Annotated in this window: 14 protein-coding genes; 1 reads left to right on the top strand and 13 read right to left on the bottom strand. The window is 64.7% G+C overall.

Annotation, left to right across the window (positions count from 1 at the left end):
• Nucleotides 1-124: 124 nt before the first annotated feature.
• The 11 genes from D8Z78_RS04240 to D8Z78_RS04190 form a co-directional block, all read right to left on the bottom strand.
• Entirely contained in the window at nucleotides 125-781 is a 657-nt protein-coding gene (locus D8Z78_RS04240; RefSeq protein WP_121628968.1) for a hypothetical protein, read from the bottom strand.
• 3 nt (nucleotides 782-784) lie between these two features.
• The gene (locus D8Z78_RS04235; protein ID WP_121628969.1) at nucleotides 785-2,185 is read right to left on the bottom strand and encodes a selenium-binding protein SBP56-related protein; all 1,401 of its coding nucleotides are present in this window, start codon (nucleotides 2,183-2,185) and stop codon (nucleotides 785-787) included.
• Between the two features lie 137 nt (nucleotides 2,186-2,322).
• On the bottom strand, nucleotides 2,323-3,957 hold the full coding sequence (locus tag D8Z78_RS04230) for an acyl-CoA synthetase (protein WP_121628970.1): 1,635 nt from the start codon (nucleotides 3,955-3,957) through the stop codon (nucleotides 2,323-2,325).
• Complete coding sequence (locus D8Z78_RS04225) at nucleotides 3,957-4,751, bottom strand: enoyl-CoA hydratase (protein ID WP_206169629.1); 795 nt, start codon at nucleotides 4,749-4,751, stop codon at nucleotides 3,957-3,959. The genes D8Z78_RS04230 and D8Z78_RS04225 overlap by 1 nt, the downstream gene beginning before the upstream one ends.
• Before the next feature lie 7 nt (nucleotides 4,752-4,758).
• A complete protein-coding gene (locus D8Z78_RS04220) occupies nucleotides 4,759-5,208 on the bottom strand; it encodes an OsmC family protein (RefSeq protein WP_121628972.1) in 450 nt (149 codons plus the stop codon).
• Nucleotides 5,205-6,347: a glycine cleavage T C-terminal barrel domain-containing protein gene (locus tag D8Z78_RS04215; protein WP_121628973.1), complete on the bottom strand. Its 1,143-nt coding sequence runs from the start codon at nucleotides 6,345-6,347 to the stop codon at nucleotides 5,205-5,207. Before D8Z78_RS04215 ends, D8Z78_RS04220 begins: the two co-directional genes overlap by 4 nt.
• Before the next feature lie 188 nt (nucleotides 6,348-6,535).
• Entirely contained in the window at nucleotides 6,536-7,726 is a 1,191-nt protein-coding gene (locus tag D8Z78_RS04210; protein WP_121628974.1) for a M20 aminoacylase family protein, read from the bottom strand.
• A 259-nt stretch (nucleotides 7,727-7,985) separates the two neighbouring features.
• Nucleotides 7,986-8,948 (bottom strand): ABC transporter substrate-binding protein, encoded by a 963-nt coding sequence (locus D8Z78_RS04205; RefSeq protein ID WP_121628975.1) that lies wholly within the window; start codon nucleotides 8,946-8,948, stop codon nucleotides 7,986-7,988.
• Between the two features lie 12 nt (nucleotides 8,949-8,960).
• On the bottom strand, nucleotides 8,961-9,752 hold the full coding sequence (locus D8Z78_RS04200) for an ABC transporter ATP-binding protein (RefSeq protein WP_121628976.1): 792 nt from the start codon (nucleotides 9,750-9,752) through the stop codon (nucleotides 8,961-8,963).
• On the bottom strand, nucleotides 9,752-10,555 hold the full coding sequence (locus tag D8Z78_RS04195; RefSeq protein ID WP_121628977.1) for an ABC transporter permease: 804 nt from the start codon (nucleotides 10,553-10,555) through the stop codon (nucleotides 9,752-9,754). Before D8Z78_RS04195 ends, D8Z78_RS04200 begins: the two co-directional genes overlap by 1 nt.
• Nucleotides 10,546-11,685, bottom strand: coding sequence for an aryl-sulfate sulfotransferase (locus D8Z78_RS04190; RefSeq protein ID WP_121628978.1), 1,140 nt, complete (start codon nucleotides 11,683-11,685; stop codon nucleotides 10,546-10,548). The genes D8Z78_RS04195 and D8Z78_RS04190 overlap by 10 nt, the downstream gene beginning before the upstream one ends.
• Before the next feature lie 160 nt (nucleotides 11,686-11,845).
• On the opposite strand from D8Z78_RS04190, the gene D8Z78_RS04185 reads away from it, so the two are divergent.
• The gene (locus tag D8Z78_RS04185; protein ID WP_121628979.1) at nucleotides 11,846-12,862 is read left to right on the top strand and encodes a LacI family DNA-binding transcriptional regulator; all 1,017 of its coding nucleotides are present in this window, start codon (nucleotides 11,846-11,848) and stop codon (nucleotides 12,860-12,862) included.
• A 57-nt stretch (nucleotides 12,863-12,919) separates the two neighbouring features.
• On the opposite strand, the gene D8Z78_RS04180 is transcribed toward D8Z78_RS04185, so the two are convergent.
• Together D8Z78_RS04180 and D8Z78_RS04175 are read right to left on the bottom strand one after the other, a co-directional pair.
• Nucleotides 12,920-13,678 carry a glutaredoxin family protein gene (locus D8Z78_RS04180; protein WP_206169628.1) on the bottom strand — a complete coding sequence of 253 codons (759 nt, stop codon included), beginning with the start codon at nucleotides 13,676-13,678 and terminating at the stop codon, nucleotides 12,920-12,922.
• Nucleotides 13,678-14,514 (bottom strand): DUF305 domain-containing protein, encoded by an 837-nt coding sequence (locus tag D8Z78_RS04175; RefSeq protein WP_206169627.1) that lies wholly within the window; start codon nucleotides 14,512-14,514, stop codon nucleotides 13,678-13,680. The genes D8Z78_RS04180 and D8Z78_RS04175 overlap by 1 nt, the downstream gene beginning before the upstream one ends.
• Between the last annotated feature and the right edge of the window lie 120 nt (nucleotides 14,515-14,634).

Genomic DNA, 14,634 nt, shown 5'->3' with positions numbered 1-14,634 from the left:
TGCAGGATGGCACGGCAACAGCCCCCTTCTGCTGAAAAGACCTTCAACACACACTGAAAAATGACTCGAATATGGGATCAGCTTACGGGAGGATCGGCTTTGGTCAACCTATAGTTGATACCAGCTAGACAGTGGCCAGCGACAACCCGCCCACCAGCACGAGGCTGACCGCCCAGACCACGTCGAGGTTGAACCAGCTGCGCGACAGGGCCTTCAGCCCGACCCAGCGATAGACGACAAAGGCAAAGACGCCCCCCGCCAGCGTCATCGCCCCGGTATGGGCCAGCGCCACCAGCGCCGCGACCGAGACATTGTCCGTCATCAGGGTCGAGGCCGCCGCGTGGCCTGCATCCGTGTCCACCGTCTGGCAGATGCCCAGATAGATCGGCACCAGCATCAGCCCCGCCCCATGCGCCATCGCCGCCAGAAACGACCACAGCGCCAGTCGCGACGGCGGCACCCGCGACAGAAATCGCGGGTGGCGGCGGTTCACCAACAGGTACAGGCCCAAAGCGATCACCAGACAGGCCGCGCCGATCTGGATCGCGCGTTGCCAGTCGGCCAGAAACAGCAGCGCCCCGAACGGGAACAGGATCGCCGCCATCGCCAGCAGATGCCCCAGCGCCAATGCGCCCAGCGCCCGCCACAGGCTGCGGCGGCTGCGGTCCATCAGCGCGGCGGACACGGCCAAGGGCCAGCCCATGCCGGGATTGACACCGTGATAGAGGCCAGAGACGACAACGGCCCCCCAAAGGGCCGTTGCGCTTGTCATGCTGTCCATGCGTCAGGCAGACGGATAACAGAAGCTGTCGGTCGAGCAGTCGCCCCCTTCCAGCCGGATCTGGTGGCTGCGATAGCCTTCGGGGAATTCGACATAGAAGTCCTCGGCCAGTTCAAGACCGCCGTTTTCGCCCACATGCGCCATGACCATCTGACCGCCCGAGGTGCCGGGATAGAACTGGTCGTCCCATGTGGAATACAGCGAGTTGGTCCAGTAGACGCGCTTGCCGTCGCGGCTGATCTCGACCATCTGCGGCCCGTAGGCAAAGGGTTTGCCGTTGGGATGCGGGGCGTTGCGGGCGATGCCGCCCAGTTCGACCTTGCCCGCCAGTTTCGGGTTCATCGGGTCGCTGACATCATACTGGTGCATTTCGCCCAGACCCCAGCAGGCCACATACAGGTACTTGTCGTCGAGGCTCAGGTCGATATCCGTCACCAGCGGCGGTACCGCGCCAAACCCCTGAAGCAGCGGCGGCAAGTTCGCGGGGTCCTCGGGGCGCGGGTCGATGGTGATGGTCTTCTTCGCCTCGAAGGTGCCGTCGTCCTTTTGCCACCAGGTGAAGATCGCGCCTTGCAGGTTGGTCGTGTCCACGACGACGCCGCAGAACCCGTAATCTTTGGACGGGTCATGCGCCGGGCGGATTTCCAGCGCCATCTGGTGGTTTGCACCCAGATCGATGGTCTGCACGTTCTTGCGCTCGCGCAGCTTCCAGAAGTGGATCTTGTGACCGTACTTGTTGCTCAGCAGGTCCTCGGCGACTATGCCGTTCTCGAATTGCGGCGGCAGGCCCCATTCGCTGCTGACCATGTAATCGCGCGGCAGGTTCCACCAGAAATCATAGTGCTTTTCCTGCTGGCCCCGGTCCATTTCATAGCGCCCGAGGATCTCGAAGGTCTCGCAATCCATGATGAAGATGCCCGGAGGTCCGTCGGTGCCATCCACGCCACCGCCCCCCAGCGTGCTCACATAGATGCCTTCGGGGCCGCAATGGATGGTATGGGGGCGGGAATATCCCGTCTTGGCAAAGACCTCCTCGGGTTCGATGATCTTGTGGATCTTCGCTTCCAGAGGCTCTTTCACGTCGATCACGTAAATGCGCGAGGACCGGATGCCGGGGATGATCAGGTAGCGCCGTTCAAGGAAGGCATGGCCAGACAGCGGCGACAGCGAGGACGAACAGGCGTTCCAGCCGAAATGGTGAAACTCGTCGCCCTTGTTCGGCATGATGACCTGATGGACGATCTCGCCGTAGGTCTTTGACTTCGGGTCCACATCCACAACCGCAAGGCCATCGGGCTGCGAGCCATCCGGCGACAGCATCAGCGTGAAGGCCAGCGTCTCGGCCGGCGCCTCCATCGCCAGTTTTGGGGTTGCATGGAACGTCGGGTCCGGTCTCAGGTTCATGGTCTCTCCTCCCTATGAAACTGTGGTTGAAACGGTGTTTGGTAATCGGTGTCCTTTTCAATCAGAGCTTCACTCTGGCACAGAATGTAGAGTCGCCCAAAGGGTTTTGCCGGGGGCCTGTAAAGCCCCCGGTTGTGTCATGCGTCTTCCAGCGCGCGGGCCTGTTCGCGCAGGGCGAATTTCTGGATCTTGCCGGTCGAGGTGCGCGGCACGGGGCCAAAGATGAACCGCCCCGGCACCTTGTAATGCGCCAGATTCTCGCGGCACCACGCCTTGAGGGTGGTGGCATCGGCCTGCTGGCCCTCGGCCAGTTCGACAAAGGCGCAGGGCGTTTCGCCCCATTTCTCGTGCGGCATGGCGACCACGGCGCAGACGGCGACGGCGTCATGACGGTACAGCACCTCTTCGACCTCGATGGACGAGATGTTCTCGCCGCCCGAGATGATCACGTCCTTGGACCGGTCCTTCAGCTGGATATAGCCGTCGGGATGGACCACGCCCAGATCGCCGGAATGGAACCAGCCACCTTTGAAGGCCTCCTCGGTCGCCTTCGGATTGCGGAAGTATCCCTTCATCACGACGTTGCCACGGAACATGACCTCGCCCATGGTCTGACCGTCGCGGGGGACGGGCAACAGGGTTTCGGGGTCGAGCACGTCGAGCCCCTCCAGCGGCAGGTAGCGCACGCCCTGACGGGCCTTCAGCCGGGCTTGCTCAGTGCGCGGCAGGGCGGACCAATCCGCGTGCCAGTCGTTCACGACCGCTGGGCCATAAGTTTCCGTCAGGCCATACAGATGGGTGACGTCGAACCCGGCTTCCTTCATATCCGCCAGCAGCTTTTCCGGTGGCGGGGCGGCGGCAGTGAAGAATTGCACCGGTTGGTCCAGCGGGCGTTTGACCGCCTCGGGGGCCGAGATCATCAGCGACATGACGATGGGTGCGCCACACAAATGGGTGACGCCCTCATCGGCCAGCGCCGCCCAGATCGGCTCCGCCCGGACTTGGCGCAGGCAGACATGGGTGCCGATGATCGCCGACAGGGTCCATGGAAAACACCAGCCGTTGCAGTGGAACATCGGCAGGGTCCACAGATAGACCGCGTGTTTCGCCATGCTGGCGGTCAGCGCGTTGCCTTGCGCCAGCAGGTAGGCGCCCCGGTGATGGGTCACGACGCCCTTGGGGTCGCCGGTGGTGCCCGAGGTATAGCTGATCGCGATGGCGTCCCATTCGTCCTGCGGCCTCAGCCAGACGAATTCCGGATCGCCGGAAGCAAGGAAATCCTCGTAGTCGGGGGCCTCATGCGCCATGCGCGGACCGTCGAATTCCGGGTCGTCATAGACGATGACGGTGGGCTTGGCGGCGCAGAGCTTCAGCGCCTCGTGCAGCAGCGGCAGGAACTCGATATCGACGATGACCAGCTTCGACAGAGCGTGGTCCAGCTGGAACGCGATGATCGCCGCATCCAGCCGCGTGTTGATCGCGTGCAGCACCGCGCCGCACATCGGTACGCCGTAATGGCATTCCAGCATGGCAGGCGTGTTGGCCAGCAGGGCCGACACCGTGTCGCCGCGCCCCAGCCCCTGCCCCGCCAAAGCCGAGGCCAGTTGCCGCGAGCGGCTGTAGAATTCGGCATAGGTCCGGCGCAAGCCCCCATGCACGATGGCGGTGTGATCGGGAAAGACCAGTGCCGCGCGTTCCAGAAAGCCGATCGGGGTCAGCGGCTGATAATTCGCGGCGTTGCGGTCAAGGCCAGTGTTATAGGGGTTGTCCATCAGGCGTCCTGCCATTCGGGGGCGCGCTTTTCGATGAAGGCACCAATGCCCTCTTCGGCGTCGCGCGCCAGCATGTTGTCGACCATCACACGGGTTGCGTAGTCATAGGCCTCGGCCAGCGGCAGCCCCGCCTGCGCGTAGAAGGCGCGCTTGCCCGTGGCGAGCGTCATCGAGGATTTCGCGGCAATCTTGCGCGCGACGCCCATGACCTCATCGGTCAGCGCCTCAGGGGCGACGCAGCGATTGACCAAGCCGATCTCGGCGGCGCGCACCGCCGGAGTCATGTCGCCAGTCAGCAACATCTCCATCGCGTGCTTGTTTGCGACGTTGCGGGACAAAGCCACCATCGGCGTCGAGCAGAACAGCCCGATATGCACGCCCGGCGTGCTGAACTGCGCGCTGTCTGCGGCAATCGCCAGATCGCAACTGGCGACCAACTGGCAGCCTGCGGCGGTGGCGATGCCGGTAACCTCTGCGATCACCGGCTTGGGGCAATTGACGATCCCCTGCATCACGCCGGAGCATTGCGTCAGGATGCGGGTGAAATAGGCCCGCCCCCGATCGTCCCCCGCGCGCCCTGCGGTCATTTCCTTCAGGTCGTGCCCGGCGCAATAGGCCGGACCGTGCGCCGCCAGCACGATCACCCGCACCAGCGGGTCGCGGCCCGCCTCGGCAAAGGCCGCGCCAAGGGCGGTCAGCATCGCCTCGGACAGGGCGTTGCGCCGGCTTGCGTCGTTCAGGGTCAGGCGCAGGATACCGTCGGTGTCCAGTTTGCGCAGGAGAATGTCGCTCATACCTACCTCAGAAGATGTTGATTTCGACGCTGTCGGCGAGCGTGTTGGCGATGAAGCAATACCGGTGCGCGCGATCCTGCATCTCGGCCATGGCATCATCCGTGACGGCAAAGCCGGGGTCGAAGCGCACGACCGGGTGCAGGTCGATGCGCGTGACGGACATCTGCCCCTTCGGGTTCTTGCCCAGATGCGCAACCGCGTGATCGCTGTACCCCGCCACCGGCCAGCCCGCCTTGGCCGCAAGCGCAAGGAAGGTCATCATGTGGCAGCTCGACAGGGCCGAGGCCAGCGCCTGTTCGGGGTTCGTCGCGTTTGGATCACCGCCCCAATCGGGGGCGGCGTCCACGTCGATGTCAAAGCGCGACCCGTAGGACACGCGATGCGCGGCGGAATACTGGCCCGGCAGCAGGGAGAGGTCCCCCCGCTGCCAGTGCAGGTCGATGGCCAGCGACATCAGGCAGCCGCCAGCGATTTCTTCGGATCGTAGAAGGGGCGTTCCACCACGGTCGCGGTGGTCGGACCGGAGGGCAGGACCACCTCAAGCTGCATGCCGATATGCGCATGCTCGACCGAGACCATGGCCAGCGCGATGTTGCGCTCCAGCCGGGGCGAGTAGACGGCGGACGTCACCTTGCCCACTTCGACGCCATCGCGGTTGATCTGCCAGAAGGTGGTGTTCGGCCCCTTCAGCGGGTCGGCGTCGATGATCAGGCCGATCTGCATACGCTTGACGCCCTCTTCGCGGATACGCTTCAAAGCTGCCTTGCCGATGAACTCGGCCTCCATGTCGAGATTGCACAGACGGTCCAGACCCAACTCGAACGGGTTGGTCTTGATGTCGGCATCGGCGTGATAGGACAGCATGCCGCCCTCGATCCGGCGGATCGACGAGGTGTGGCCGGGCTTCAGGCCGAATTCCATGCCCGCCGCCATGATGCGTTCCCACAGCGCGTCGCCTTGGGTGCTGTCGCGCAGGTACAGTTCATAGCCCAGTTCCGACGACCAGCCGGTGCGCGAGACGATCAGCGGGATACCGTCGAGGTCCAGTTCACTCAGCCAGTAGTATTTCAGGTCCATGATGTCGTCGCCGAACAGGGCGCGCATTATCTCGCCCGATTTCGGGCCCTGCAATTGCAGCGGGGACACGTCGGGTTCGCAGATATGGACGTCGAGACCGGAATGCACGGCCACGCCCTGCGCCCAGAGCAGGATGTCGCTGTCGGCGAGCGAAATCCAGAAGTGGTTTTCCGCCAGACGCAGCAGGATCGGGTCGTTCAGGATGCCACCTTCGGCATTGGTGATCAGCACGTATTTGCACTGGCCCACGGCCATCTTGGACAGGTCGCGCGGAGTCAGCATCTGGACGAATTGCGCGGCGTCCGGACCGGTGATTTCCACCTGCCGTTCGACGGCCACGTCACACAGGATCGCGTCGTTCACGAGGTTCCAGAAATTCTGTTCCGGGTTCCCGAAGTCGCGCGGGATATACATATGGTTATAAACGGAAAAACCCTTTGCGCCCCAACGCACGGTGGCGTCGAAATAGGGGGATTTCCGGATCTGCGTGCCAAAGCCGAACTCGTCTGCGTGCATGATGTGTGCCCTTGAAAATCACCGGGCTGGCTGGCCCGGGATACGGTGGATGATGGCGCTTATTTACGCGGCGAAAACGCCGCGATGCGGACCAAAAAACGGGCAGAACGGCGACCGTTCAGGCTGAAAATCCGGGCGCTCTCAGCCCGTTCGGTCGCACCCTGCCCGCCTCCCCGAGTCGGGGCGCCAAATCAGCCCGCCGCGTCGGCCTGCGCATCGCCCAGCGGCATGCGGTGTTCGACCACCCGCGCCATGACCGACGCGCCCACCGGCAGCACATCCATATCCAGCACGAAACCGGGATTGTGCAGGCCGATGGTTCCGGCATGACCGACCCGGCAATAGGCGCCCGGCACTTCGCGCAGCATGTCGGAAAAGTCCTCGGACCCGGTGGCAGGGCGCACCGCGTCCGAGACATTTCCCGCGCCGACGATATCCGCCGCCGCCGCCAGATAGGCATCCGACAGCGCCGCGTCATTGACCAGCGGGGTGAAGACATTGCGCAGGTGGAGGTCAATCTTGACCCCATGCGCCACGGCAAACCCCTCGCACAGCGCGCGCATGCGTGTTTCGACCAGCGCGCAGACCTCATCCTCGAAATAGCGGATCGTGCCGCTCAGCGCGGCGGTGTCGGGCACGATGTTGTAGGCCGAGCCCGCGTGGAACTGCGTCACCGAGACCACGCATGTGTCGAGCGGGGCGACATTGCGCGACACAATCGTCTGGATTTGCGCCATCAGCGCCGAGCCGATCATCAGCGGGTCGCGCGACTGGTGCGGCATGGCCGCATGGCTGCCCTTCCCGTGGATGGTGATGTCAAAGAACGAGGCTCCGGCCATCGCCGTGCCCTTGCAGATGCCGACCTTGCCGGGCTCGCCATTGGGCGAATTGTGCATCCCGTAGAGTTCATCGCAGGGGAAATCCCGCAGCAGGCCCTCGGCCAGCATGGTACGCGCGCCGCCCAGCCCCTCTTCGGCGGGTTGGAAGATCAGCACCACGGTGCCGTCGAAATTCCGCGTCTCGGCAAGGTGTTTCGCCGCGCCCAGCAGCATCGTGGTGTGACCGTCATGCCCGCAGGCATGCATCACGCCGGGCGTTTTCGACGCATAGTCCAGCCCCGTCTGCTCCTGAATCGGCAGCGCGTCCATGTCGGCGCGCAGGCCGATCCGGCGGTTGCCGCCGCCCTTGCCCTTGATCAGGCCCACGACGCCGGTCTTGCCGATGCCGGTATGCACCTCGTCGACGCCATAGGCGCGCAGCGTCTCGGCGACGATGCCCGCCGTCCGGACCTCGGTAAAGCCGATCTCGGGATGGGCGTGCAGGTCCTTGAAGATCGCCTCAAGCTCGGTTTTGCTGCTCTCGATGATGGGCAATATCGTCATGGCCTGTCCTTTCCTGTGACCGAAAGCCGGGCGGGCCAACGCGACTCCATGCGCGCCGCCGGTTCGCGCCAAGTCTAGGCGTCCTGTCACCGGGCACAAGCACCGGGGCCGAGGAGCAGCAGGGCGTCGCCGTGTCAGGCGGCGCGCTGGGGCAGGACTCGGGAAACTTGCAGGCAGTCCGCGCCATCCGGATATGAAAAGACCTGCCGCGCGGGTCTGGCGGCAGGTCCGACATCACTTGCGACGCAGCGCGGGATATTCAGGGCAGATCGATCGCGTCGGGCGCGGCCTTGGACAGCGCGTCGGGGGCAAAATGCGACAGCATCTCATCCAGCGTCACGGCCTCGCCCTTGACCACACCTTTGGACAGCACCCAGTCGGCTTCGGCCACCAGAAGCTCGGCCAGATCGGTGTCCAGTTTCAAACCGATATCCACATCCTGCCACATGGTTTCCAGCGCAGCGGGTGTCATCGCTCCCTGCATCGAGGCGCTGACCGCCTCCATCGCGGCAGCCGGGTCGGCCTGCACATCGGCATCGGCCTTGGCCAGCGCGCCCATGAAGGCATCGAGCACGTCGGCGCGTTCGCCCGTCATCTCGGGTGTGGCGGCGAGGATGTAATGCACTTGGTAGCCGGGGACACGGAGTTCAGCATAGCTGTCGCCCAGCGTGCTGGCTGCGGCACCGTAAAAGGTCGGGAAGGGCACGATGGCATCCAGATCGCCGCGCGCGAGGGCAGGCACGAGGTCCGGCGGGGCGGCGCCGACGATCTCGGCCTCGACACCGGCATCCTTGAGGATTTCCTCAAGGTAGAAGTTCACGTTGGTGCCGATGGTCGTCCCGATCCGCTTGCCCGCAAGGTCCGCCGGTGTGGCGACCTCACCCGAGGCGGTGTTGACGATCACCCGGCTGCCGGTGAAGCGCGCCAGATCGCCGATGACGGCAAATTCCTGACCGGTCAGCGCCCCGACGGCAGCGGGAAATTCCGCCATGAAGGTCACGTCGACCTGACCGCCGATCATCGCCTCGAACCCTTCGCGCCCGGTGCGGAAAGCGACGAAGTCGATGTCCAGTCCCGCCTCTTCGAAATAGCCCTTGGCGATGGCCACATCGACCTGCGGCGTCTGCGGGTTCGGCGTCCAGGCAAAGGTCAGGCTTTCGGCAGCGGCCCCGAGCGGCGCCAGAAACGCGGCGGCAAGGGCAAGGGAAGACAGGTGTTTCATGAAAGGTCTCCTTCAGATGAGGGGGTCGGCGTGGGTGGATTTCGGGTGCAGCAGGCCAAGGATTTCCTCGCGGATTTCCAGCAATTCGTTGCCGGACCGGGACAGCGCCCGGGGCCGTGGCTGCGTCAGCGGATAGTGGCGAATCAGGCGACCGGGCGCGTGGCTCATGACCTGAACGTGGTCGGCCAGCAGCAATGCCTCGTCGACGTCATGGGTCACGAACAGAACGGTCGCGCGGTGCTTGCGCCAGATGTCCAGCAGCAGGTCGTGCATGATCAGCCGCGTCTGGGCATCCAGCGCGCCAAAGGGCTCGTCCATCAGCAGCACCTTTGGCCCGACGGCAAAGGTCCGGGCGATGGCGACGCGCTGCTTCATCCCGCCGGACAGCTGCTGCGGATACTTGTCCGCATGCGCCTCCAGCCCAACCTCGGCCAGCGCGGCGCGGGCGCGGTCGATTTCCTCGCGCTTGGACAGGCCGAACTGCTTCAGCCCGTAGCGCACGTTGCTCAACGCGGTGAACCACGGAAACAGCGCGTATTGCTGAAAGATCACCCCAACATCCGAGGACGGGCCTGTGATCGTCTGGCCATCCAGCCGCACCTGCCCTTCGGCGGGTGTGACGAAGCCCGCGATGGCGTTCATCAGCGTGGACTTGCCGCAGCCCGAGGGGCCGATCAGCGCGGTGAAGGTGCCGGGTTCCAGCACATGGCGCGTGCGTTCCAGCGCCGTGACCGGGCCTTGTTTGCCCTTGAAGCGGATCACCAGATCGTCGATCTCGACCCGGCCTGTTTGTGGCTCGGTCATCAGCCCTGCTCCCAATGCACAAGCTTCTTGCCGATGCGGTGCACGATCAGGTCCGTCACGGCCCCGAGGATGCCGAGGATGATCAGAAGCGAGAACATCCGGTCCGTGCGCACATATTGCCGCGCCTCCTGAAGGCGGAACCCGATGCCCGAGGACGCGCCGGACAATTCCGCGGCGACGAGGCTGAGAAAGGCCAGCGCCACGCCCAGCCGGATGCCCGCAAAGATATGCGGCGCGGCGGCGGGCAACACGACGGTGACGAACTCGCGCAGCCGCGACGCCCCAAGCGACCGCGAGGCGCGCATGTAGATGTCCGGCACGTATTCCATGCCGTGATGGGTGTTGAACCAGACCGTCAGAAAGACGGTGTAGGAGACGACGAAATATTTCGACCCCTCGCCGATGCCGAACCAGACGATCGCCACGGGCACCAGCGCGATGGCCGGGATCGGGCGCAACAGGTTCAGGAACGGATTGAGCAGCGTCCGCACCAGCGCCACGCGCCCCGTCAAAAGGCCAAGCACGACGCCCAGCGTCGCCCCGATGGCAAAGCCGGTCCCTGCACGGCCCAGCGATTTCGCAAGGTCCTTTTGCAGGGTGCCGTTCTGCCACATCTCGACCGTGGCGGACCAGACCGACCACGGCGCGGGAAAGATCGCCTCGTTCACCACGCCGGACAGGCCGACAGCCGACCAGATCCCAAGGATGAAGGCAAAGGACACCAGCGGCAGTCCCGCCGCCGCGCCCGCCGACAGCATCTGGGCAAAGCGGGCCGTTGGTCTGGCGCGGTCGCTCACAGCCACGGCACCTGCTCCGCCGCGTAGCGATGCGCCCTGAAGCACGTGTTGTGGTCGCCCTTGATGAACTGGTTCAGCGGCGCGGGGTATTCGGCAAAATCCGGGATCACGTATTCCCAAACGGTGTCGCCATCCGGCGTGACCTCGAACAGGCGGCCAAAGGCGCTTTCGCAGATCAGCGTGTTGCCGTTCCACAGGCGCTGCGCGCTGCCCATGAACGGCGAGAAGAAGCTGGGCGCATTCGGATCGGTATAGGCCCAGGTTACCTCCATCGTCGCCGGATCGAATTCCAGCGCGCGGGAAAACGGGTTGGAGGAGCCCATGCGCATGTTGCCATTGTCGAAGACCAGAACGGACCCGCCCTCCATCATGATCGGCGTGTGCTGCTGCGCCACGACCTCTGGCCCCGCGTGCCAGACGATCCGCCCGCTGGCCTTTTCCACGGCAATGACGCCGGACGTGGTGCGCAGGCTCATCAGGATCAGGCCGGTACGGGTTTCCGACACGCCATTGATCATCGGCCAGTGGCGGCGGTCAAAGATCGGATGCACGGGCAGGTCGGCGGGGTCGATGTGATCCCAGATCTTCCACTCCCACACCGTCTCGCCCTTGCGGTTCACCTCCTTGACGATGTCGGACTGAAAGATGCCATCCGCCCCGTCCTTGCGCGGATCGCCGCCGCAGATGCGCGGGGCCAGATGCGCGGGCAGTTCCGCCGCGACGGTATAAAGCAGGTTGCCATTGGGCAGCCATTGCGCGTCGTGGTGGTGGTAGATGTCCTCGTGCCGCCAGACGATCTCGCCCTCGGGCGTGGCCTCGTAGAAATCGCCGCCATGCCACAGCTCCCATGCGGGATAGAGCGCCGCCGAGGTCGCATGGCTGCCGTTATAGCCGAGATTGCCGTTCGGCAGGATCACCGCGTCGCGGCCCGGACGCACCGGCATCTGCCATTGGTGGGCCGTCTTGCCCTCGATATCGACCATATCGACGACCCCGCCGCCCGTCTGGCGGGCAAACAGCGTGTACCCCCCGGCGGTGCGATTGCCATCCAATGCCGTCAGACCCAGCCTGCGGCGTTCAAGCGTGATCTGGCTGGGGGCTCCGTCTGCGGACGGATTTGACGCCGTATCGAGCATTTCGACCTCGCGATTCTCTGCTAAAACGTTTTAATGGACATTAACCTTGCCTTGAGCGCTGTTAAAACGTTTTAATTTATGCATGGGCCGGATTTTCCCGAAACGCGCCCCGAGCGGTCAGCCGCACAGGCCGTTTGCACAGGAAACAGGCGGAGCATGTATGACAGTGGACCAGAAGCCCGGCACAAAGCGGGCCACGATCAAGGATGTCGCGCGTCTGGCGGGGGTGTCGCCCGGCACCGTGTCGAACGCGCTCAGCGGCAAGCGGCGGGTCGATGAAGCCACGCAGGAGCGGATAACGCAGGCGATCTCGACGCTCGGCTATGTGCCCAATCTCAGCGCCCGGGGGATGCGGACGGGCCGTGCCGGAACGATCGCGATCTTTTCCTCGATGCCGACAGCGGTGGCGGCGGGGTCGTCACGGCTGGGATTCCTGATGGAACTGGCCGCCTCGGCGGCGATCACCGCGCTGGACAGCAACGTCGCGCTGCTGCTGATCCCGCCGATTGCCGATCCGGGCGCTGCGCTGGCCTCCATCGCGTTCGACGGGGCGATCCTTGTCGAACCAGAGGCCCATGACCCCTACCTGTCGCTGTTGGCCGCGCGCGGCGTTCCGACGGTCGTCATCGGTCCCGCCGAACCAGCACCGCTGGCGCTGACGCTGGACTATCCGCGCATGGCGGGGCTGTTGCTCGATCACCTGATCGACGGCGGCGCGCGGCGGTTTCCGTTGATCATCGGGCAAAGCGCGCGGGCCTCGAACATCGAGTTCGAGCGCGCCTACCGCGCGCGCTGTGCCGGTCTCGGCCTGCCCGCGCAGGTCCTGAGCGTGCCCGAAGCCGACGGCGAAGGCGGGGCCGACCGCGCCTTGACCGCGCATATCCAGACCCATGGCGCGCCCGATGCGGTGCTGGTGCCGATCGATGCCATGGCGACCGGGGTCATGACGGCCTTGCGCAGGGCGGATCTGACGGTTCCCGGGCAGGTCCGGGTCGCGACCCGCTACGACGGCCTGCGCGCCCGCAGCGAGACGCCGCCCCTCACCGCGCTCGACCTGCATCTGGACGCGGTGGCGGAGATGGCCACGCGCCTGCTGGTCGACGCCATCGAAACCGGAACGACGCAGGCCGCGCGCCCCGCCCCGCCGCCCGAACTGGTCCGGCGTGGTTCGACCTGACGCAGGCGTACAGGCCCGCAGGGAAGCGGCATGGGGGAATCCTCTGGCCTCGCAAGGTCAGCCGAACAGCGCCTTGCCCCCCACCCACAGGCCCATCACGATCATCATGACGTTTTCCGTCAGCGAAACGAACCCCAAGGGCACGTTCGACGATCCGCCGACGCAGGCGCACTTCAACGTGCGCTTGTCGATATAGACCGCCTTGAACACGCTGACCGCGCCCACCGTGCCGATGAACAGCGCCACCGGGGCGGACAGCCATGTCAGGGCTCCGGCGGTCATCAGGATGCCCGCCAGTGCCTCGCCGAACGGGTAGAGCTTGCCATAGGGCACCCAGCGGCGGGCCAGCAGGTCGTAGTTCAGAAACATGGTGGAAAAGCTTTCGACGTCCTGCAGCTTTTGGATCGCAAGGATGGTCATCGACAGCGAGATGAACCATTCCAGCGCGCGCAGCGTCAGAACGCTGCCGTACTGGTGCCATGACAGGCCAAGCGCCAGCAGCGCCGCGACGGCAAAGATCGCGATGACGGGCTGGTAGCTGGTCTCGCTCTGCTCCTCTTTCGGCGGGTCGAGGTCGAAGAACACGCGCAGGTCGTCGTAGCCGCCGATCCGTTCGCCATCGATGAAGGTCTGCGGCGTCGTCTCGACCCCGTGCTTTTCCATGAAGGCGTCGGTTTCCTCACGGGTCTTCAGATGGTGGTCATCGACCGTATAGCCGTTGCGCTCCAGCAGGTCCTTCGACTTCAGGCCAAAGGGGCAGAGGTGGTCGGGCATGACCATCCGATACAGCGTGGCGGTTTGGGTGTCGCGGGGCATCAGGCGCCTCCTTCACAGGTGTATTGACCACGGAATCCGGCGGAATAGCCCTGCTCTGCGGTGACGATCATGTCGGTCAGGTCATCCGCGTCGCGCAGTTCGGCGCTCAGCGGGCCGTCGGTGAATTGCGGGGCATCCTCGCTACCCGTCGGGTCGAGCCGCACGAGATCGCCGCTGATCTTCATTACCGCCGCCTCGGGGCCAACGGCCAGAACGGCGGGGCTCGACGCGGTGTAGGTGAAGCGGCAGGTGGCGCCATCAGGCAGCACCCGGGCGATCTCGGCTTCGGTCAGGGATTCGGGATCGACGGTGGCGACCACCTCGGTTTGCAGCGCCTCGGCGGCGCTCTGGATTTGCGCTTCGGGGGGGACGCCCCGTGGCGCGGCCTCGCCATTGGCGGTGATGTCGGCCACCAGATAGCGCATCTCGGCGATTTCCTTGTCCTGCGCGTAGACGATGGCCTCGGCCAGTTTGGCCACGCGCGGATCGGTGATCTCGGCCCGGGACGAGGTCATGATGGCGATCGAATGGTGCGGGATCATCGCCCGCATGAAGGAGCGGTCCTGCACCGTGACCTGGCTGCGCACCAGCCAGAGGCTGGCGGCAAAGACCACCACGGAACCTACGAAGATGCCCGCGTTCAGCGCCTTGTTCGTATACATCGACAGCATGAAGGACAGCATGACAAAGGCCATTGTCGCCCCCATCAGCACCGCCATCCAAGCCCGCGTTTCCGAAAAGAAGACATGCCCCAGAAGGTAGGTGTTGAGGTACATCAGCAGGAACATCACCAGCGTCGACGTGCCGATCATCAGGAAAAATCTGGAATATTTCATCAACTCTCTCCTGCTTGTGTCGAATGTGGAAGGAACGCCCTTCCAGCGCTGGAGGGTTCCGAAATGCGCCGAAATCCATGCCATTCGGGCAAAAGGCGCTTGGATGCGGCGTTGTCACAT

It is taken from the genome of Tropicibacter alexandrii (genome assembly GCF_003667315.2).
GTDB lineage: Bacteria > Pseudomonadota > Alphaproteobacteria > Rhodobacterales > Rhodobacteraceae > Tropicibacter > Tropicibacter alexandrii.
Note: the sequence above shows the minus strand (reverse complement) of the source record. Positions and strands in the feature narration are given on the sequence as shown.

What these genes read in the sequence shown, in the direction of transcription:
- D8Z78_RS04180 (WP_206169628.1), bottom strand. Translation starts at nt 13,678, where the DNA reads ATGCCCCGCGACACCCAAACCGCCACGCTGTATCGGATGGTCATGCCC.
- D8Z78_RS04185 (WP_121628979.1), top strand. Translation starts at nt 11,846, where the DNA reads ATGACAGTGGACCAGAAGCCCGGCACAAAGCGGGCCACGATCAAGGAT.
- D8Z78_RS04200 (WP_121628976.1), bottom strand. Translation starts at nt 9,752, where the DNA reads ATGACCGAGCCACAAACAGGCCGGGTCGAGATCGACGATCTGGTGATC.
- D8Z78_RS04235 (WP_121628969.1), bottom strand. Translation starts at nt 2,185, where the DNA reads ATGAACCTGAGACCGGACCCGACGTTCCATGCAACCCCAAAACTGGCG.
- D8Z78_RS04240 (WP_121628968.1), bottom strand. Translation starts at nt 781, where the DNA reads ATGGACAGCATGACAAGCGCAACGGCCCTTTGGGGGGCCGTTGTCGTC.
- D8Z78_RS04190 (WP_121628978.1), bottom strand. Translation starts at nt 11,685, where the DNA reads ATGCTCGATACGGCGTCAAATCCGTCCGCAGACGGAGCCCCCAGCCAG.
- D8Z78_RS04230 (WP_121628970.1), bottom strand. Translation starts at nt 3,957, where the DNA reads ATGGACAACCCCTATAACACTGGCCTTGACCGCAACGCCGCGAATTAT.
- D8Z78_RS04210 (WP_121628974.1), bottom strand. Translation starts at nt 7,726, where the DNA reads ATGACGATATTGCCCATCATCGAGAGCAGCAAAACCGAGCTTGAGGCG.
- D8Z78_RS04225 (WP_206169629.1), bottom strand. Translation starts at nt 4,751, where the DNA reads ATGAGCGACATTCTCCTGCGCAAACTGGACACCGACGGTATCCTGCGC.
- D8Z78_RS04205 (WP_121628975.1), bottom strand. Translation starts at nt 8,948, where the DNA reads ATGAAACACCTGTCTTCCCTTGCCCTTGCCGCCGCGTTTCTGGCGCCG.
- D8Z78_RS04175 (WP_206169627.1), bottom strand. Translation starts at nt 14,514, where the DNA reads ATGAAATATTCCAGATTTTTCCTGATGATCGGCACGTCGACGCTGGTG.